This is a genomic window from Methylobacterium sp. Leaf87, assembly GCF_001422775.1.
Lineage (GTDB): Bacteria > Pseudomonadota > Alphaproteobacteria > Rhizobiales > Beijerinckiaceae > Methylobacterium.
In genome coordinates this window covers 144,160-162,974 of the sequence record NZ_LMMI01000056.1, presented here as the reverse complement: position 1 = coordinate 162,974, position 18,815 = coordinate 144,160, and the positions used below count along the sequence as shown (strand labels likewise).

Genomic DNA, 18,815 nt, shown 5'->3' with positions numbered 1-18,815 from the left:
CATGCTGACGAAGCGTAAGAGCGGCGCGGCGAGCCGCACCAAGCATCAGGCCGTGGCCGCCGGCCTCGCCTCCGGCATGCTCGACCGCCGCGGGTTCCTGCAGAAATCCGGTCTCGCCGCTGGCGCGCTCGCGGCGGCAGGCTCGCTCCAGCTCGGCTCCGTGCGGCAGGCCCGCGCCGCCGGCTCCTCGGCGGTCGGCCCCGAGACCGTCATCAAGAAGAACGTCTGCACCCACTGTTCGGTGGGCTGCACGGTGACGGCCGAAGTGGTCAACGGCGTCTGGGTCGGTCAGGAGCCGTCCTACGCGAGCCCGATCAACCGCGGCACGCACTGCGCCAAGGGCGCGGCCATTCGCGAACTCGTCTCCTCCGATCGCCGCCTGAAATACCCCATGAAGCTCGTTGCCGGCCAGTGGCAGCGCATCTCGTGGGACCAGGCCATCGACGAGATCGGCGACAAGCTCGCGGCGATCCGTGAAAAGAACGGCGCCGACTCGGTCTACTGGCTCGGCTCGGCCAAGTTCACCAACGAGGCCGCCTACCTTATGCGCAAGTTCGGCGCATTCTGGGGGACCAACTCCGTCGACCACCAGGCGCGCATCTGCCACTCGACCACGGTGGCGGGGGTGGCCAACACCTGGGGCTACGGCGCCCAGACCAACTCGTACAACGACATCCGCAACGCCAAGACGATGATCATCCTCGGCGGCAATCCGGCCGAGGCGCACCCGGTCTCCATGCAGCACGTGCTGTCCGGCAAGGAGATCAACCGCGCGAACATGATCGTCATCGATCCGCGCTTCACCCGCACGGCCGCCCACGCCACCGAGTACGTCCGCATCCGTTCCGGCACGGACATCCCGGTCGTCTGGGGCATCCTCTGGCACGTCTTCCAGAATGGCTGGGAGGACAAGGAGTTCATCGCCCAGCGCGTCTACGCCATGGACGACGTCCGTAAGGAAGTCGCCAAATGGACGCCCGAGGAGGTCGAGCGCGTCTCCGGCGTGCCCGGCGAGCAGTTGCGCCGGGTGGCGGAGAAGTTCGCCAAGGAGAAGCCCGCCACCCTGATCTGGTGCATGGGCGCGACCCAGCACACGGTGGGCACCGCCAACGTGCGTGCGCTCTGCATCCTGTGTCTCGCCACCGGCAACGTCGGCAAGCCGGGCACCGGCGCCAACATCTTCCGCGGTCACACGAACGTGCAGGGCGCCACCGATCTGGGCCTCGATGTCACGTCGCTGCCGCTCTATTACGGCCTCGTCGAGGGCGGATGGCGCCATTGGGCCCGCGTCTGGGACGTACCCTACGAGTGGCTGCAGTCGCGCTTCGACGAGGTGCCGGCCACGGCGGGTCGGAAGGCCCGCACGCGCAAGGAGAACATGGAAGCGCCGGGCATCACCTCGACCCGGTGGTTCGATGCGGTGAACCTGCCGCCGGAGCAGATCGACCAGCGCAGCCCGCTGAAGGCCTTCATGGTGTTCGGCCACGGCGGCAACACCGTCACCCGCCTTCCCGAGGCGGTGGAGGGCATGAACAAGCTCGAGTTGCTCGTGGTGGCCGATCCGCACCCCACGACTTTCGCAGCCCTCGATGCCCGCCAGGACAACACCTACCTGCTACCGATCTGCACCTCCCTCGAGATGGAGGGTTCGCGCACGGCCTCGAACCGCTCGATCCAGTGGGGTGAGCAGATCGTCGAACCGGCCTTCGAGTCGAAGAACGACTACGAGGTGCTGTACCGGCTTGCGACCAAGCTCGGCTTCGCCGAAACCCTGTTCAAGAACATCAAGGTCGAGAACAACATTCCCTCGGCGGAGGATCTCCTGCGCGAGATCAACCGCGGCGGCTGGTCCACGGGCTATTGCGGCCAGAGCCCCGAGCGCCTGAAGGCGCATATGCGCAACCAGGCGAAGTTCGACCTCATCACCCTGCGCGCGCCGAAGGACGATCCGGAGGTCGGCGGCGACTATTACGGCCTGCCCTGGCCGTGCTGGGGCAAGCCGGAACTCCGGCATCCGGGTTCGGCGATCCTCTACAACACGTCGCTTCACGTGAAGGATGGCGGCAGCACCTTCCGGGCGCGCTTCGGCACCGAGCGCAACGGCGAGACCCTGCTGGCGGAAGATTCCTTCACCAAGGGCTCCGACCTCACGGACGGCTATCCCGAGTTCACCTTCGGGGTGTTCAAGAAGCTCGGATGGGACAAGGACCTCACGGATGAGGAGCGCGCCACCATCCTGAAGATCGGCGGCGAGAAGCCCGACACCGTGAGTTGGGCCACCGACCTGTCGGGCGGCATCCAGCGCGTCTGCCTCGACCACGGCGTGATCCCGTTCGGCAACGGCAAGGCTCGCGCCAACGCCTGGAACCTGCCGGACCCCGTGCCGGTGCACCGCGAGCCGATCTACACGCCGCGCCCCGACCTCGTGGCGAAGTATCCGACCCGGCCGGACGAGCGTCAGTTCCGCATGCCGAACATCGGCTTCTCCGTGCAGAAATCGGCGGTGGAGCGCAACGTCGCGCGCGACTTCCCGATCATCCTCACCTCCGGCCGCCTCGTCGAGTACGAGGGCGGCGGCGAGGAGACCCGCTCGAACCCGTGGCTCGCCGAACTCCAGCAGGACATGTTCGTCGAGATCAACACCGGTGATGCGTCCGAGCGCGGCATCAAGGACGGTCAGTTCGTTTGGGTGACGGGCGCCGAGAACAGCGCGAAGGCCAAGATGAAGGCGCTCGTCACCGACCGCGTCGGAAAGGGCGTCGCCTTCATGCCCTTCCACTTCTCGGGTTGGTACGAGGGCAAGGACATGCGCGACTACTACCCGAAGGGGACCGACCCGGTGGTGCTGGGCGAGAGTTCGAACTCAGTCACCACCTACGGCTTCGACCCTGTGACGGGCATGCAGGAGACGAAGTGTACCCTGTGCCAGATCAAGGCCGCGTGAGAGGAGCGCATCCATTATGGCCCGTATGAAGTTCCTCTGTGACGCCGACCGTTGCATCGAGTGCAACGCCTGCGTCACCGCGTGCAAGAACGAGCACGAGGTGCCCTGGGGCATCAACCGCCGCCGCGTCGTCACCCTCAACGACGGCAAGCCGGGCGAGCGCTCGGTCTCCATGGCGTGCATGCACTGCACCGACGCGCCCTGCGCCGCCGTGTGCCCGGTGAACTGCTTCTACACCACGGCCGACGCCGTGGTGCTGCACTCCAAGGACATCTGCATCGGCTGCGGCTACTGCTTCTACGCCTGCCCGTTCGGCGCACCCCAGTATCCGCGCGTCGGCAACTTCGGCTCGCGCGGCAAGATGGACAAGTGCACCTACTGCTCGGGCGGTCCAGAAGCCGATTTCTCGGTGGCCGAGTACGAGAAGTACGGCTCGAACCGCCTCGCCGAGGGCAAGCTTCCGCTGTGCGCCGAAATGTGCTCGACGAAAGCGTTGCTCGCCGGCGACGGCGAGATGATCGCCGAGATCTACAAGCAGCGCGTGGTCAAGCGCGGCTACGGCTCCGGCGCCTGGGGCTGGAAGACCGCCTACCGCGAGACCGTGGCGATCTGATCGCCCCTCCGGGGCCGCCGCCCGCGGCGGCCTCAACGACGAGAAGCATTCGAAAGGAACGCCGATGCGGCGGGCAGTCACGCTCTTCAGCACCCTTGTCCTCGCGACGACGCTCCTGGCCGCCCCGGGCGCCTTCGACGCCGCACGGGCGCAGAACCCGATCACCCAGGACGGGCAGAACCCCATGGGCGCCAAGCCCACGGCGGATTCGGTCAACGAGGAATTCCTGTTCAAGCAGGCCGACAAGATCACCGGCCGCGTCAGCATCCCCGACAGGAAATCCGCGAACCTGATTCAGCCGCAGGGTCGCGAGTACCGGGCCTTTCGCGAATCCTGGCTACCCTGGATCGGCGCGCTCGGCATCCTCGGCATGATCGCGGCGCTCGGTGGGTTCTTCCTGTGGCGCGGACGCATCCTCACCGACGACACCCAGGAATCAGGTAAGAAGATCCTGCGGTTCAACGCGTTCGAACGGTTCGCCCACTGGATGACGGCCACGTGCTTCATCATCCTGTCGTTGTCCGGCCTGAACTACATCTTCGGCAAGCGCCTGCTCATGCCGGTCATCGGCCCGGAGGCCTTCGGCACCCTGGCGCAATGGGCGAAGTACAGCCACGTCTACCTCGCGTGGCCGTTCATGCTCGGCGTGGTGATCATGATCGCCGTCTGGGTGAAGGACAACATCCCGAATCGGATCGATTGGGCCTGGATCAAGGCCGGCGGCGGCTTCATCGGAAAAACCCACCCCCATGCCGAGCGCTTCAACGCCGGCCAGAAGGGTGTGTTCTGGATGGTCGCGGGATTCGGTGCGGCCATGGGTGTCACCGGCCTGATGATGCTGTTCCCGTTCGCGCTCCTCGACATCAACGGCATGCAGGTCATGCAGGTGATCCACGCCCTCATCGGTGTCGCCTTCATCGTCGGCATCCTCGCGCACATCTACATCGGTACGCTCGGCATGAAGGGCGCCTACGACGCCATGGGCAGCGGCAAGGTCGATCTCGCCTGGGCCCGCGCGCACCATGACCTCTGGGTGGAGAAGGAACAGGCCAAGACGGCCAGCGGCCCGCAGCTCACGGGACGCCACCCCGCGCCGGCCGAATGATACGGACGAGGAAGAACACGTCATGAAAGCCTTCGCCGCCGCCGTCATCGCCGCCATCGCCCTCGGCGTGCTGGCCATGTACGCGCTCACCAGCAACCAGACTTTCGCCTATCAGGCCTTCGCGACCTCGGGTGCGCGCGTGTCGGAGCCGGGTATCAATCTCGTCGGACCGAAATGGAACGGCATGCCGGTGGTGGGCGAGGCCAACGACGCCGCTCACGGCAAGGCCGAAGGCGAAGCCTCCCACCCGAAGCGGTCCTGACGCGCGCGCCATCGGATCGGCGGACCAGTCGCATCGGACAGACACCCGCGCGGTCCCAGGAGTTTGAGGAAACGAGCATGCTGAAATCCCTGTCGCGCATCGCACTCCTCACGACGGCGACCCTGCTCGCGTTACCGGCCTCGGCGCAGGACGCTGCCCCTCCGGCGGCGTCAGGCGGACCGGCCGATCTCTGCAAGGAGTTGCTGGCGTTCGTGACGGCGCCGGAAGCCAAGAAGCAGGAGGGCGCCACGCCACCGAGCCAGACGACGGCGGTGTCGAACCCGTCCGGCAAGAGCGAGGGCAAGCCCTCCGGCGGTGGCGGTGAGCCTCAACAGAAATCCGGCTTGAGCGGCGCCACGGGATCCAGCGACACGGTGGCGCTCGGCGATCGCAAGGGTGCCCTCGCCCAGGCGAACGCATCGGCAAAGGCGGCGGCTGCACCGGCGGCCTCGCCCCCGCCGCCGAAACCCGACGCCGCCACCGTGGCGGGTATCGAGACCGCAGCCGCCAGCAACGACCAGGCCGGCTGCCGCGCGGCGGCCCGCACCATGCGCAAGGCCGGCGTTCCGATGCCGCCGCCGCTCCTGGCGCTCGCAGCCCTCGATCTCAAGTTCCAGACCGGCCGGTAGGCTTTGCGCCGACGCCGGTTCTCATGGATCGGACCCTTCGAGATCCGTCGCGTGGCGGGTCTGCCGATCGACCTCGTCCCGGACACCACGGCCCGCCATGAGGATTTCCGACAGGAAGGCCGCAATGGCGGCGACAGTGGAGATCAGCGCCACGCCGAAGCATCCGAACAGGATCGAGGCGGTGGCCGCATCGCGCAACGCTCCGACATACAGGGTCAGAACGGCGAGGCCGGTCATGATGCCGCCGATCGAGGCGAGCACCACCGCGACATCGAGCACGAACGAGCGTCGGCGCAGGTAGGACAATTGCCGCGCGAGCCGCCCTGCTTCGTTTGGGCCGGCCCCGCGCAGGTGGGACGACGCGGCGTCGACCTTGTCGGCCACGCGCCCGAGGCGCGTCGAGAACACGTTCAGCAGGGTCGCCAGCGCCGTCAGCAGAAAGGCCGGCGCGAGGGCGATCTGAATGACGTGGGCGATGTCGTCGGGGGCCGTGGGAGACGTCTGGGCGAGCATGGGTTTCCGTCGAGCGTCAGCTTCGGGCCGTCGATCCGGGCCGTGGTGCGAAGAGGAGAACGAGGGCCCCGGCGACCATGCAGCTGACGGAGCCGAGGAGAACGCCGATCTTGGTTTCGGTCTCCAGGGCGGGTGTGTCCGCGAAGGCGAGGAGACCGATGAAGAGGCTCATGGTGAAGCCGACGCCGCACAGGAGTGACAAGCCGTAGAGCTGCCACCACCCTGCATGGGCCGGACGCGGGGCGAGGCCGAGTTTGACGGCGACGGCGATCATGCCGAACACCCCGATCTGCTTGCCGAGGAACAGCCCGAGGCCCACGCCGAGCGTCACCGGTTCCAACAGCATCGCGGCGGACATGCCCCCCAGCGCCACGCCCGCATTGGCAAAGCCGAAGATCGGCAGCACCACGAAGGACGACCAGGGTTGGAGGGCGTGCTCCAGCTTGTGCAGCGGGGATGCCGGGTCGTCGGGCTTGGCCGGGCTGGTGCGCAAGGGGATCGTCAGGGCCAGCACCACGCCCGCGATGGTGGCGTGAATGCCTGACCCGAGAACGAGAACCCACAGGACCGCGCCGAGGAGCAGGTACGGGGTGAGCCGGCTCACCCCGGCTCGGTTCAGGGCGACCAGGACCGCGACGGTGATCACGGCCCCGACCAGCATCGGCAGCGACAGGCTGGCGGTATAGAACGCGGCGATGATGAGAACCGCCCCGAGGTCGTCCAGAATGGCGAGCGCCGTGAGGAACACTTTCAGGGAGACCGGCACGCGCGGCCCGAGGAGCGCCAGGACTCCCAGGGCGAACGCGATATCGGTCGCCGTCGGGATCGCCCAGCCGCGCAGGGTCTCCGGTGAGGCGCGATTCACGAACACGTAGATCAACGCCGGTGCGAGCATGCCGCCGAGGGCCGCCACACCCGGTAGGATCCGGTCGGGCCACGTACGCAGGCGGCCGTCGAGGACTTCACGTTTGATCTCGAGGCCGACCAGCAGGAAGAACACCGCCATGAGGCCGTCATTGACCCAATGCAGCACGCTCAAGGGCCCGAGATGGGCTGCCAGCAGTCCGAAGTAGGCTGACGCCAGGGGCGAGTTGGCGATGAGGAGCGCCAAGGCCGCGCTCGCCATGAGGACGAGGCCACCGCCGGCATCGCTCCGCAGGGCGGCACGAAGGGCGGATACGGGCCGTGGAACGGAGGAGACCTTCATGTGGCGAGGCCTGCCAGCGATCGGGCACATGGGCAACCCGCCCCGGCGATATGGCTGCGGAAACATTCGGTTCGCCCGGCGAGGGGATCTCGAGCATTGCAGCCCCGGCGACCTGTCGTTCGACCGCGAATAGAACCTCGATGCCGCCCTCGTCTCGAAGGCCATGCTGTCGAAGCCCATCGAAGAGCTCCTCGCGACCGTCGACCGCCAGGAACCCTTGTGGAACGTGGACAACTGGACGGCCGCACCGGGCGGTCGCCGAGGGGCGAGGGATCCGGCCTGCCGTCGGGCGATTCAGTCCCGCAGAAGCTTGCCCGAATAGACCACCGGTCCCGTCGGTGCCCCGCTTGGTGAGCCACCGGGCGGTTCGACGCTCACGGCCAGCACGGCGGTCTCGAGGCTGGCGCCACGCGCGATTTCCGGCATGGCCATGCTCGCACGCCCTACCTCGACAAGGCCGAGGGAGCGTGGTGCGCCACCGCCAGCGATGTACCAAAGCTCCAGGCTCTTCTCGCGGGGCGTGTCGGCTGCAACGGAGCGGACCTGCGCGACGCCGCGTCGCGTGTCGACCCGCACCACCAGGGCCGGCAATTCGCCGCCCCGATTGACCACGGCGACGTACTGGCCCGTATCCGGGTCGGGCGGCAGGAAGCGGCCGAGGCCCAGCGCCAGGGCGAGACCGGCGGCCAGGGCCGACGCGCCGAGCGCTCCCAGGCGCCATCGCCGCAGACCACGGGTCAGGCTCTCGACGCGGGGATCGTCCCCGGTTGGCCTCAGCGCCGCCCGGATCCGCAGCCAGGTTCCCGCCGGCGGCGCGACCTCGGGTACGGTCTCCGCGAGGGGCGCCAGGCGCGTCTGCCAGTTGGCGACGGCGGCCTGCAGGTTCGCATCCGTCGCCAGGGCACGGGCGAAGGCCGTGCGTTCGGCCTGCGGCAGGGTGCCGAGCACATACTCTGCGGCCTGTATGTCGCGGTCGGGCGAGCCGGCGCCGAAGGAATCCTCGGTATCGAAGGGATCGCCGGTCATGCGTTGGCGTCCAGGCACGAGCGCAGGCTCGCCAGTCCGCGGTGGAGCCACGTCTTGATGGTGTTCACCGGTCGATCGAACCGCGCCGCCAGTTCCTCGCGGGAGAACCCTTCGCAATAGGCCAACACGAGGCATTGCCGGTGCACGGCGTCGAAGCGGCCGAGGCACAGGGCCAGGGCACCGCGATCCAGAACATCGCTCTCGCCGTCGTGCGGGTCGGGCACCTGATTCATCCAATCCTCGCCGTCGACGAGATCCGCCAGAGGAGTCTCCTTGCGGGCGCGCACCACATCGATGGCCCTGTTGCGGGCGATGGCACACATCCAAGTGATCGGCCGGCCGGCTGCGGGCGCGTAGGTCTCGGCCTTCTGCCAGATCCGGAGATAGACATCCTGAAGCACGTCCTCGGCCGCTTCACGACTACGGACGATACGCAGGACGAGGCCGAAGAGTTTCGCTCCCGTCTCGTCATAGAGCGCCTTCAGCGCCGTCTCGTCACCGGCCGCGATGGCTGTCAGTCGCGTCTGAAGCAGAACATCGTCAGTCACACGGCACCGCCACCGAACGTCCCATCGCTCTTCTCCCTGCTCGGTCTCGAAGCCTTGGCGCCCGAGGCGCTGGCTTTCTCGCAAGTCCTTCTCGCAAGTCTTGGCGATCCCCACGGGAGGACCGACCGGGCGAGCGGATCGTCTAACAGATCATTCCTGAAACTTTCTCTCCAAACGCGCCGTAAGTCACCTCGATTGCCCCGCTCGGGACATCAGAGGAGACAAGAATCCGATGCATAACCTCACCGCCCGCCGCCCGCTGGCCTCCAAGCTCGCCGCCCTCGGCCTCAGCCTCGCCATCGGCGCCGCCCTCCCGGCCGCCGCCCTCGCCAAGAACCCGATGGTCGGCGGCGCGCCGATGTACGCCTCGAAGACCATCGTCGAGAACGCCGTCAACTCGAAGGACCACACCACCCTGGTCGCCGCCGTGAAGGCCGCCGGCCTCGTCGAGACCCTGTCGGGTCCCGGCCCGTTCACGGTGTTCGCCCCCACCAACGCCGCGTTCGCCAAGCTGCCCGCCGGCACCGTCGAGACCCTGGTGAAGCCCGAGAACAAGGCCACCCTCACCAAGATCCTCACCTACCACGTGGTCCCCGGCACCTACACCGCCAAGGACCTGATGAAGCTCGCGAAGGATGGCGGTGGCGAAGCCCAGCTCAAGACCGTCCAGGGTGAGCCCCTGGTCGTCCAATCCAAGGGCAAGAAGGTCTACGTGACCGATGCCAAGGGCAGCACCGCCACGGTCACCGTCGCCAACGTGATGCAGTCGAACGGCGTGATCCACGTGATCAACGGCGTCCTCCAGCCCTGAGGCTCATGGGGTTCGCCCCACCCCCGTGACGTGTGACGGCAGGCTCCGGGCGATTTCGGCCCGGGGCCTGCCGTATCGGGCCGTCGGCGTTCCGACCCACCGGAAGGGCCGGATCGCGTAGCCGGCCAGCGCCCGCATCGGACGAGCCGCCGCCAGCGCCACGGTCCCGACGGGTCGCCAGTGCGCCGGATTCTCCGACGGCGTCCGTGCAGCCACGGCGATCGAGCCGATGCCGGGGGGCGGCCTCCGCGATGGCCGACTTCGACAGCGGCAGGCGGATCATCGCCATCGCGTCCCACGACAACCGCGCGGCCCGAGGGCCTGTCCCGTGCGCGATCGCTGCACAGCCGTCATCCATCGTCGCCGTCATGCTGTCGTGGCCGACATGGCATCACCGAAGCACCGCACGAGGCCGGCTTCGAGCTTGGTATCCATGCTCTCGAGGACCGCGAGGGCGTCGCGCATGGGCATCGGCGGCTTGTAGGAGCGCCGCTCGGTCAGGGCCGCGTAGATGTCGCAGATGGTGAGGAGCCGCACGGTGTCGCCGATCGCCGATCCGGCGAGGCCGTCGGGATAGCCGGATCCGTCCAGCATCTCGTGGTGATGGCGTACGGCGCTCAGAGTCGCGGCGTCGCAGCCGCTGTCGCGCAGAATCTCGTAGCCGATCACCGGGTGGGTGCGCATGATCGCCATCTCGTCGGCGTCGAGGCGGCCCGGCTTGTTGAGGATCGCCTGCGGGATCCGGGCCTTGCCGAGATCGTGCAGCAGGGCTGCCCGGACGAAGTGCTGCCGGTCCTGCTCGCGGAACTGCAGAAAATTGACGAACTGGGCCGAGACGCCGGCAACCAGCAGGCAGTGCTGGTAGGTGGCGTCGTCGTGGGTCCAGACGGTGTCGAGCCACTGGGTCAGCCCGCCTTCGCGCACCGCTGCCAGGATCGGCGTCAGACCCGCCTCGACGACGCCGAGCGCCATGTCGCCGCCCTCGCGGGCCGCTGCGAACAGGCCGGTGAGCGCCTCGGTGGCGCGCACGATTCCCTGGCCCGACACGCCGCTCGCGGTCTCGCCGCGCGCGGAGACCTGATCCCGGATCACCTGGGCGACGAGGTGCGGCGCCGTATAGGCCGGCAGGCAGACCGTGGCGCCGAGGTCGCGGGCCTGCCGCAAGTCCTGATCGGACGTCGAGCGCATCAGGCAGATCACCGGGATGCGAACGACGCGGCCGGCGACCGGATTTGCAACCTGGCTCACGATCTGCGGCGTGGCCTGGCCCACCGGCAGCACCGCACGCAGACGTCCGACGGATTCACGGCGGGTCAGGGTGAGGTCGGCCACGATGGCGATGGGCCGGGTGCCGAGCGAAAGCTTCCCGTCTCCGGCCACGACTTCGCAACGCCCCACTGTATTGAGAATCGTCTCCAGGGCCGCACTACGATCGGGCCGATCGGTCAGGAGAAGAATCGCGCCGTCGTTCATGCCCGTGCGTCCGATACCCTATGCCTTCGCCACGCTCCTTCGTTGCCATGCGTCCGGAACCGGGCCGAACGCGTGGCGCGAAGCGACGGGAATCAGCGAAAAATCGATGGCGCCACGCCAACGGCGCCCACGTCAAGGCACGGACTATCGGCGCCTTTCCGACGTATGGAAATACCTGCGTGCTCCTTTTTGGATGGGTTCCCCGGGACGCGACAAACGTTCCGTCCCCCGTGCGGCGCATGATCGCGAATATTTTCGTCGCAGAATAGGATTCTTCAAAAGACCGTTTCATTGACTACGGGCTGCGTTGCTTCATCATCAGGCAACTCAGCAAATGATCGTGACGACAGGCGCTGGGATAATCATCCGACCGAACGAAATGCTCTGGCCTTACTGGATCGAAATTCGTTCGTTCCGTGGGAAGGCGACGCATTCGTCGAATGCCCTGCAGGAATCCCATCATGCCGAGCCCACACGCTTCCTCGCATCCCGAGACCCTCGCGCTCCATGCCGGATGGCGTGCCGATCCCACGACGGGCTCCGTCGCGGTGCCGATCCACCAGACCACGTCCTACCAGTTCCGCGACACCGGCCACGCCGAGAGCCTGTTCGCTCTCAAAGAGCTCGGAAACATCTACACCCGGGTCAACAACCCGACCGTCGATGTGCTCGAAAAGCGCCTCGCGGCCCTGGAAGGCGGTGCCGCGGCACTGGCCGTCGCTTCGGGGCAGGCGGCCTCGGCGCTGTCGGTTCAGAACCTCGCGCGGGCCGGCGACAACATCGTCTCCTCCACCGATCTCTACGGCGGCACCTGGAACCTGTTCGCCAACACCCTGGCCGAGCAGGGCATCGAGGTTCGTTTCGTCGACCCCGCCGATCCCGAGAACTTCGCCCGCGCCACCGACGCGCGCACCCGGGCCTATTACGGCGAGACCCTAGCCAATCCGAAACTCGCGGTGTTTCCCATCGCAGAGGTCGCGGCCATCGGCCGGCCGCTCGGCATCCCCCTCATCATCGACAACACCGCGACGCCGCTCCTGGCGCGCCCCTTCGACCACGGTGCCGCCGTGGTCGTCTATTCGACGACGAAGTATCTCGGCGGTCACGGCATCGCCATCGGCGGGGCGATCATCGACGGCGGCACGTTCGACTGGTCGGCCCATCCGGAGCGACAACCCGCCCTGACCACCCCCGACCCGAGCTATCACGGGGCCGTCTGGACGGAGGCGGCCAAGCCGCTGGGACCCATCGCCTACGTGCTGCGCGCCCGTGTCCGTCTCCTGCGCGACCTCGGCCCGGCGGTCTCGCCGCTCAACGCCTTCCTCACCCTTCAGGGCATCGAGACCGTGGCCCTGCGCATCGAGCGCCACAGTCACAATGCGCAGGCGGTGGCAGACTATCTCTCCGGCCGGCCCGAGATCGAGCGGGTGATCCATCCCTCGCACCACACCGGCAAGGCGCGCGAGCGGGTCGCCAAATACCTCCGGGGCGGGCACGGCGGCCTCGTCGGCTTCGAACTCGCCGCAGGGCGCGAGGCCGGGCGCAGCTTCATCGAGGGCTTGAAGCTGTTCTACCACGTCGCCAACATCGGCGACGCCCGCAGCCTCGCCATCCACCCGGCGACCACCACGCACGCCCAGCTCTCGCCCGAGCACCAACGCGCCTCGGGCGTGTCCGACGGCTACGTGCGCCTCTCCATCGGCCTCGAGCATATCGACGATATCCTGGCCGACCTCGACCAGGCGCTGGCGGCGGTCGGCACCTACGCCAAGGCGGCCTGACCCGTGGCCGGAGTTCCAGACTTCGACCTGCGCCGCCTCGACGAAGGACCGTCCGAACGGGCGGCCTTCCTCGCCGCCCTGCGGCAGGCGGCCCGGGACGTCGGCTTCTTCACCCTGTCCGGGCATGGCATTTCCCCGGCGCAGATTGCCGAGACCCAGGCCCTGGCGCGACGCTTCTTCGCCCTGTCGCTTTCCGAGAAGCGAGCGGTGGCCATGATCCGCTCGCCGCACTTTCGCGGCTACACGGAAGCCGGGCGCGAGATCACCCGCGGCACCCCGGACTGGCGCGAGCAGTTCGACATCGGCGCCGAGCGTCCCGCCCTGCCGCGGCGTGCGGGCGATCCGGCCTGGACGCGGCTTCAGGGCCCCAACCTCTGGCCCGCCGGTCTGCCGGAGCTGCGGGTCGGCCTGCTGCGCTGGCAGGAGGCGGTGACGCGGGTCGGCATCCGGGTTCTGCGCGCCTTCGCCGAGGCGCTGGGCCAACCCGAGGACGCGTTCGAGCCGATCTACGCCGGCGCCCCGAACCAGCACATCAAGATCATCCGCTACCCCGGCCGCGACGGCACCGAGGGCGACCAGGGCGTGGGCGCCCACAAGGACAGCGGGCTCCTCACCCTCCTGGTTCAGGACGGGCAGAGCGGGCTCGAGGTCGAAGGGCCGGAGGGCTGGATTTCCGTGGAGCCGCGGGAGGGCCGGTTCGTCGTCAATGTCGGCGAGCTGCTGGAGCTCGCCTCCGACGGTTACCTGCGCGCCACGGTACACCGGGTGGTGACGCCACCGGCCGGGCGCGACCGGCTCTCCGTGGCGTTCTTCCTCGGCGCACGTCACGACGCCGTCGTGCCGCTCCTGACTCTTCCGCCTTCCCTCGCGGACAAGGCACGGGGCCCAGTGGGCGATCCCGACAACCCGCTCTTCCACGAGGTCGGCCGCAACACCCTCAAGGGCCGTCTGCGCTCGCACCCGGATGTGGCCGCGCGCCATTACGGCGACCTGCTGCCGACGGGGGCGGCATGACCGGACGCCTCATCCGCATCCTGCACGCGATGCTGCCGGATCCGTCCGGTTCTGCTGAGGCACCTCCGGACCCGGCCCTGCTGGCCGGCGCCGCGGCCCTCCTCGGCCACCACACCTTCGGGCGTTCGATCGCCGCGGGCCCGCTTCCCAAGGGCCCCGCGCCGCGGCCGCAACGATTCCGTCCCGTCCGATAGCCAACCTCCGTCTTCCGGGCAAACGCTCCGGGAACGAGCCCAAGGATACGATCCATGATGACTTCCGCCCCCTGGACGCGGCGCGGCCTCCTCGGCGGCGCCGGAGCCGCCCTGGCCCTCGGTGCCACGGGTGGACGCCCGGCGCTCGGCGCAGACAAGCCGGTCCGCCTCAGCTTCCAGCGCTCGTCGACCCTGCTGACCGTGCTCAAGCTCAAGGGCACCCTGGTCGAGCGCCTGGCCGCGAAGGGTTTTGCGCCGAGTTGGCACCAGTTCACCGGCGTGATCGAGCCCATGAACAGCGGCGCCGTCGACCTCCACGCCGATGTCGCCGACGCGATTCCGGTTTTCACGCAATCGGCTGGCGCGCCCCTGACCTTCTACGCCATGGAGGCGGGCTCGCCCCGCGCCGAGGCGATCATCGTGCCCGATGAATCCCCGATCCGCTCGGTGGCGGACCTCAAGGGCAAGACGGTGGGCGTCTCGCGCGGCTCGGGCTGCCACTTCATCCTCGCCGCCGCCCTCAAGCGCGAAGGCCTGCGGTTCTCCGACATCACGCCGGCCTATCTCGAAGCGCCCGACGGGGCCGCCGCGTTCGCCCGGGGCAGCCTCGACGCCTGGGCGATCTGGGACCCGTTCCTCGCCATCGCCCAGGCCAAACGACCCGTACGGGTGCTTGCCGACGCGACCGGCCTGTCGAGCTACAACCGCTACTTTCTCGTCAACGACAGCTTCGCCGCCGCGCACCCGGAGGTGGTGGGAATCGTGTTCGATGCCCTCGTGGAGGCCGGGCGATGGGTCAAGGCCAACCCGAAGGACGCCGTCGCGCTTCTCGGCCCAGTCTGGGGCGACCTGCCGCCCGACATCGTCGCCACGGTCAATGAACGGCGCAGCTACGCCATCCAGCCCGTGGTGAGGGCCGCCCTGTCCGAGCAGCAGACCATCGCCGACACCTTCCAAGAGGCCGGCCTGATCCCCCGGAAGATCGACGCCACCGCCGTGCGGATCTGGCGACCCGCCGCGAGCCGGGGTTGAGCATGGCCGCCGCTTCCCCACGCTTCGGCGTCTGGGCGCCCGTGCACGGATCGCGCGCCGCCCACCACGATCCCGACGAGCCCGACGACGCGAGCTGGGCACGCACCCGCGCCCTGGTGCTGGAGGCCGAAACCCTCGGATTCGATTCCGTGCTCGTCGCCCAGCACACCATGAACCCCTACGACGAGGCGCGCGACCAACTCGATGCCTGGAGCGCATCGGCGGCGCTGGCCGCCCTGACGCACCGGATCGAGATCATCGCGGCGATCAAGCCGGGCCTCGTCCATCCGGTGGTACTCGCGAAGGCGGCGCTGGGCATCGACCGGATCAGCGAGGGACGCTTCGCGCTCAACCTCGTCAATGCTTGGAACAAGGCCGAGTTCGAGCGGGCCGGCCTGCCGTTTCCGGCTCACGACGCACGCTACGCCTATGGCCGGGAATGGATCGGCCTCGTCGACCGGCTCATGCGGGGCGAACGGGTCCGGTTCACGGGCGAACATTTCAGGGTGGAGGATTACCAGTTGCGGCCCGCCGGCACCGGCGGCCGCCGGCCGACCCTCTATGTCGGCGGGGAATCCGAACCGGCCCGCGCCCTGGTGGCCGATCACGGCGATGTCTGGTTCATCAACGGCCAGCCCCTGGAAGAGGTCGCGGCGCTGATCGCTGACGTCGCCCGGCGCCCGGCCGCCAATGGTCCCCTGCGCTACGGCCTCTCGGCTTTCGTCATCGCCCGCGACACGGACGACGAGGCCGAGGCCGAGCATGCGCGGCTCATCGCACTCGCAGAACGCGACGCCGCCATCCGGGCCGACACCCGCGCGCGGACGGACCCGGCCGCCGTGATGTTCGCCAAGCCCGGTCTCGCCCAGCCCGACGGACCCGTCCGCCATGTCGGCACCAACGGTGGCACCGCCGCGGGGCTGGTGGGCAGCTACGGTCGGATCGCGGAACGCCTGTCCGCCTTTCACGCAGCCGGCATCGACCTGTTCATGCTCCAGTTCCAACCGTTCGAGGCGGAGATGCGCCGGTTCGCCGAGACGATCCTACCGCGCCTGCGCTGAACAGCCCGGGGATCCGCCCGGCCGTCGCAGAACGCCGGAGCATGATCTTTCACGCGATACCCCACTTGGAAACAGCTGGTCTCTGTAGACACCAAGACTGACAGTCATCTTTCAAATACGATGATCCTGCCATTTGAGACTTGCTTCGACCCTGCGGATTGCCGACTCCAAGGCGATGCGGCGTGACATCGGGTTGGGCAGAGCCTTGCCGGGTGCCCTCGATTCCGCGCCTTCGCCGGGATGGGAACGATCAATGGTACAAACAGATGCGGGATGGGGCGCGGGGCCGAGCGCACGTTACGAGGATCTCGCCGCGGGCTTCCGGCCGGTGTTCGCGCGGATCCGCGCCACCGCCGTGACCCGCGACCGGGAGCGTACGCTGCCCCATGAGGAGATCGGCTGGCTGAAGCAGGCCGGCTTCACCACCCTCCGGCTGGCACGCGACGCGGGTGGTTTCGACGCGAGTCTGCCCGAGCTGTTCAATCTGCTCATCGAGCTGTCTCAGGCCGATCCCAACGTGACCAACGCCCTGCGGGCGCATTTTGGCTTCACCGAGGACATGCTGTGCTCGTCGTCGGATGCGTGGCGGGCCCGTTGGATCGGCCGGATCGGTGACCGCGAGACCGTGGGCAGCGGCGTCTCCGAGACCGGCGAGGCCAAGGTCGGGCAGTTCGACACGGTGTTGCGGCCGGACGGAGCGCAATGGCGCCTCGACGGCCGGAAGTTCTACACCACCGGCTCGCTCTTCGCCGACTGGATCCACGTCTCGGCGCAGGACGAGGCCGGCGTCGCCATGGTGGCGGCGGTCCCCGTGCGCGCAACCGGCGTCGAGATCCTCGACGACTGGGACGGGTTCGGACAGGCGCTGACGGCCAGCGGCACGGCGGTGTTCACGAACGTCGGCCTCGGGCCGGAGCTGATCAAGCCCGATCCGGAACGCTTCCCCTACGCCATGGCGTTCTTCCAACTCGTCCATCTCGCGACCCTCGCGGGGATCGGTCGCTCGGCGGCCCTCGACGTCACGCGTCTCGTGGCGGAGCGCCAGCGCGTCTACAGCCACGGCAACGGCAGCCGTTCGGGCGACGACCCTCAGGTGCAGCAGGTGGTCGGTCGCGTGCGCGGCGCGGCCTACGCCGCCGGCGCCATCGTCCTCAAGGCGGCCGAGTCCCTGGAACGGACCTATGCGGTGCATCGCACCGGTCGATCCGCTGAGGCCACTGCGGCCATCGCGGATGTCGAGGTCAACCAGGCCGTCAGCGTGGTCACCAACCTCGTGCTGGAAGCCACCACGACGCTGTTCGACGCCCTCGGCGCTTCGGCGGTGAAGGGTGGCCATGGCCTGGATCGGCATTGGCGCAACGCCCGCACCATCGCCTCGCACAATCCCCGGATCTACCGCGACCGCACGGTCGGCGACTTCGCGGTGAACGGCACGGCCCCGCCGCGCCAGTACCGGGTCGGATCCGCCTGAGCGACGGGCGAACGCCGGGGGTCCGGGTCGGCGGTATCGAAACACTCCGAGATTCGAAGAGTTGGTGCGGCAGAAACTGGCGACCCCGGTTGGGCTCGAACCAACGACCTGCCGCTTAGAAGGCGGCTGCTCTATCCAGCTGAGCTACGGAGTCGGGAGTGCCAGCGCCCGTAGAAGCCATGGGTCTCGCGGTCGGTCAACCCCGAGCGCTCGGCCTTTCGGGATGCGTGCTGCCCAGCGTCGCGGCTACACGTACATTGCCGGGAATGGCGAGGAGGCTGCCGAAGTGACAAGGCTGTGGCGCCGAGCTTCCGATGAAATACCCGGGGCCCGAATTCGAACCCAGATCGACCGCGCTCATTCGCCCTCCAGGGATACGACCATTCCAAAGCTCTCTTTCGGCTCCGCGGCGCGCGCTTTCTTCTCAATGACGAGGCATCGACCGACCGGAGGTGACTAGAATTTCTGTTTGTTCGATTGAAGATCTTTACCCGCGTTGATGCGATATCCTGCGATACACTGCGTGACGAACGGCGCCCTTAGTTTGTGCCGCATCCCATTCTGCTGGGCACGTCGCTCGCACTTTTCCCGCCAATCCGACTTCTGCGTCATCGCGCCAGCCATCGAAGGGTTCGCGCGTGCTGGGAGCCACGTCAAGGATAGGATGCAGAGGCTCGATAGGATGGTCACGCGAATCCGTCGTCCTTGCGACTTCGACCCCATGAAGCTGGAATCCGTCCTGCCGATCCGATGGGGCATGCTCAGACTGGAACGCCGAAGCGCTGTCCGAACAAGTAGAGTGCCAAGAAAACGACGGCGATCAGTACCACCAAAATTCCCAGGATTAACAGCAAGTTTTTCGATTTTCTCTTTTCCGCCGAGCCGTATTGATTACCATTGAGTGACATTTGTATAAACCTCGCCAATGTTTATATCAGATGGATCAAATATTCGTCATCCAGATGGAAATATAAATTCCTGATATTCGGGCGAGCCCGAACCACAGTAGAACACGCAGCATCGGGACGGGCACCTCACTCATGTCGTGAGTTCGCCCGATCCTGGACCTCAACCGGGAAGCGCGTAGGCAAACGATCCAAAACAAATCTCAGGGATTCGTTCCGCGGTAGA

The 18,815-nt window shown here is 67.8% G+C and carries 17 protein-coding genes and 1 tRNA gene; 12 read left to right on the top strand and 6 right to left on the bottom strand.

The window, feature by feature from the left end:
* Nucleotide 1: 1 nt before the first annotated feature.
* From ASF22_RS19690 to ASF22_RS19670, 5 genes are all read left to right on the top strand, one after another.
* Nucleotides 2–2,944, top strand: coding sequence for a formate dehydrogenase subunit alpha (locus ASF22_RS19690; protein WP_056167189.1), 2,943 nt, complete (start codon nucleotides 2–4; stop codon nucleotides 2,942–2,944).
* A gap of 16 nt (nucleotides 2,945–2,960) precedes the next feature.
* On the top strand, nucleotides 2,961–3,557 hold the full coding sequence (gene fdh3B, locus ASF22_RS19685) for a formate dehydrogenase FDH3 subunit beta (RefSeq protein ID WP_056167191.1): 597 nt from the start codon (nucleotides 2,961–2,963) through the stop codon (nucleotides 3,555–3,557).
* Nucleotides 3,558–3,621: 64 nt separating this feature from the next.
* Complete coding sequence (locus ASF22_RS19680; protein WP_056167194.1) at nucleotides 3,622–4,662, top strand: formate dehydrogenase subunit gamma; 1,041 nt, start codon at nucleotides 3,622–3,624, stop codon at nucleotides 4,660–4,662.
* A gap of 22 nt (nucleotides 4,663–4,684) precedes the next feature.
* A complete protein-coding gene (locus ASF22_RS19675; RefSeq protein WP_056167198.1) occupies nucleotides 4,685–4,924 on the top strand; it encodes a hypothetical protein in 240 nt (79 codons plus the stop codon).
* Between the two features lie 77 nt (nucleotides 4,925–5,001).
* A complete protein-coding gene (locus tag ASF22_RS19670) occupies nucleotides 5,002–5,553 on the top strand; it encodes a hypothetical protein (RefSeq protein ID WP_056267424.1) in 552 nt (183 codons plus the stop codon).
* A 21-nt stretch (nucleotides 5,554–5,574) separates the two neighbouring features.
* Here ASF22_RS19670 and ASF22_RS19665 read toward each other — a convergent pair whose 3' ends face one another.
* The 4 genes from ASF22_RS19665 to ASF22_RS19650 form a co-directional block, all read right to left on the bottom strand.
* Nucleotides 5,575–6,066, bottom strand: a complete 492-nt coding sequence (locus tag ASF22_RS19665) for a DUF2721 domain-containing protein (RefSeq protein WP_056267421.1) — start codon at nucleotides 6,064–6,066, stop codon at nucleotides 5,575–5,577.
* A 16-nt stretch (nucleotides 6,067–6,082) separates the two neighbouring features.
* Entirely contained in the window at nucleotides 6,083–7,273 is a 1,191-nt protein-coding gene (gene nhaA, locus ASF22_RS19660; RefSeq protein WP_056267418.1) for a Na+/H+ antiporter NhaA, read from the bottom strand.
* Nucleotides 7,274–7,567: 294 nt separating this feature from the next.
* Nucleotides 7,568–8,299, bottom strand: a complete 732-nt coding sequence (locus ASF22_RS19655) for an anti-sigma factor (RefSeq protein ID WP_056267415.1) — start codon at nucleotides 8,297–8,299, stop codon at nucleotides 7,568–7,570.
* Nucleotides 8,296–8,847 (bottom strand): sigma-70 family RNA polymerase sigma factor, encoded by a 552-nt coding sequence (locus ASF22_RS19650; protein WP_056267413.1) that lies wholly within the window; start codon nucleotides 8,845–8,847, stop codon nucleotides 8,296–8,298. The genes ASF22_RS19655 and ASF22_RS19650 overlap by 4 nt, the downstream gene beginning before the upstream one ends.
* A gap of 232 nt (nucleotides 8,848–9,079) precedes the next feature.
* On the opposite strand from ASF22_RS19650, the gene ASF22_RS19645 reads away from it, so the two are divergent.
* A complete protein-coding gene (locus ASF22_RS19645) occupies nucleotides 9,080–9,658 on the top strand; it encodes a fasciclin domain-containing protein (protein WP_056167212.1) in 579 nt (192 codons plus the stop codon).
* Nucleotides 9,659–10,024: 366 nt separating this feature from the next.
* On the opposite strand, the gene ASF22_RS19640 is transcribed toward ASF22_RS19645, so the two are convergent.
* Nucleotides 10,025–11,131, bottom strand: coding sequence for an HD domain-containing phosphohydrolase (locus ASF22_RS19640; RefSeq protein WP_056167215.1), 1,107 nt, complete (start codon nucleotides 11,129–11,131; stop codon nucleotides 10,025–10,027).
* 461 nt (nucleotides 11,132–11,592) lie between these two features.
* Here ASF22_RS19640 and ASF22_RS19635 point away from each other — a divergent pair, with 461 nt between their 5' ends.
* From ASF22_RS19635 to ASF22_RS19610, 6 genes are all read left to right on the top strand, one after another.
* Nucleotides 11,593–12,912, top strand: coding sequence for a PLP-dependent transferase (locus tag ASF22_RS19635; protein WP_156647877.1), 1,320 nt, complete (start codon nucleotides 11,593–11,595; stop codon nucleotides 12,910–12,912).
* A gap of 3 nt (nucleotides 12,913–12,915) precedes the next feature.
* Complete coding sequence (locus ASF22_RS19630; protein ID WP_056167219.1) at nucleotides 12,916–13,926, top strand: 2-oxoglutarate and iron-dependent oxygenase domain-containing protein; 1,011 nt, start codon at nucleotides 12,916–12,918, stop codon at nucleotides 13,924–13,926.
* Nucleotides 13,923–14,120: a hypothetical protein gene (locus ASF22_RS24670; protein ID WP_056267407.1), complete on the top strand. Its 198-nt coding sequence runs from the start codon at nucleotides 13,923–13,925 to the stop codon at nucleotides 14,118–14,120. Before ASF22_RS19630 ends, ASF22_RS24670 begins: the two co-directional genes overlap by 4 nt.
* 57 nt (nucleotides 14,121–14,177) lie before the next feature.
* The gene (locus ASF22_RS19620) at nucleotides 14,178–15,152 is read left to right on the top strand and encodes an aliphatic sulfonate ABC transporter substrate-binding protein (RefSeq protein ID WP_056267567.1); all 975 of its coding nucleotides are present in this window, start codon (nucleotides 14,178–14,180) and stop codon (nucleotides 15,150–15,152) included.
* A 2-nt stretch (nucleotides 15,153–15,154) separates the two neighbouring features.
* Entirely contained in the window at nucleotides 15,155–16,213 is a 1,059-nt protein-coding gene (locus ASF22_RS19615; RefSeq protein WP_056267404.1) for an LLM class flavin-dependent oxidoreductase, read from the top strand.
* A 253-nt stretch (nucleotides 16,214–16,466) separates the two neighbouring features.
* Entirely contained in the window at nucleotides 16,467–17,684 is a 1,218-nt protein-coding gene (locus ASF22_RS19610) for a monooxygenase (RefSeq protein ID WP_056267401.1), read from the top strand.
* 77 nt (nucleotides 17,685–17,761) lie between these two features.
* Here the strand turns inward: ASF22_RS19610 and ASF22_RS19605 are convergent.
* A tRNA-Arg gene (locus ASF22_RS19605) sits at nucleotides 17,762–17,838 on the bottom strand.
* Between the last annotated feature and the right edge of the window lie 977 nt (nucleotides 17,839–18,815).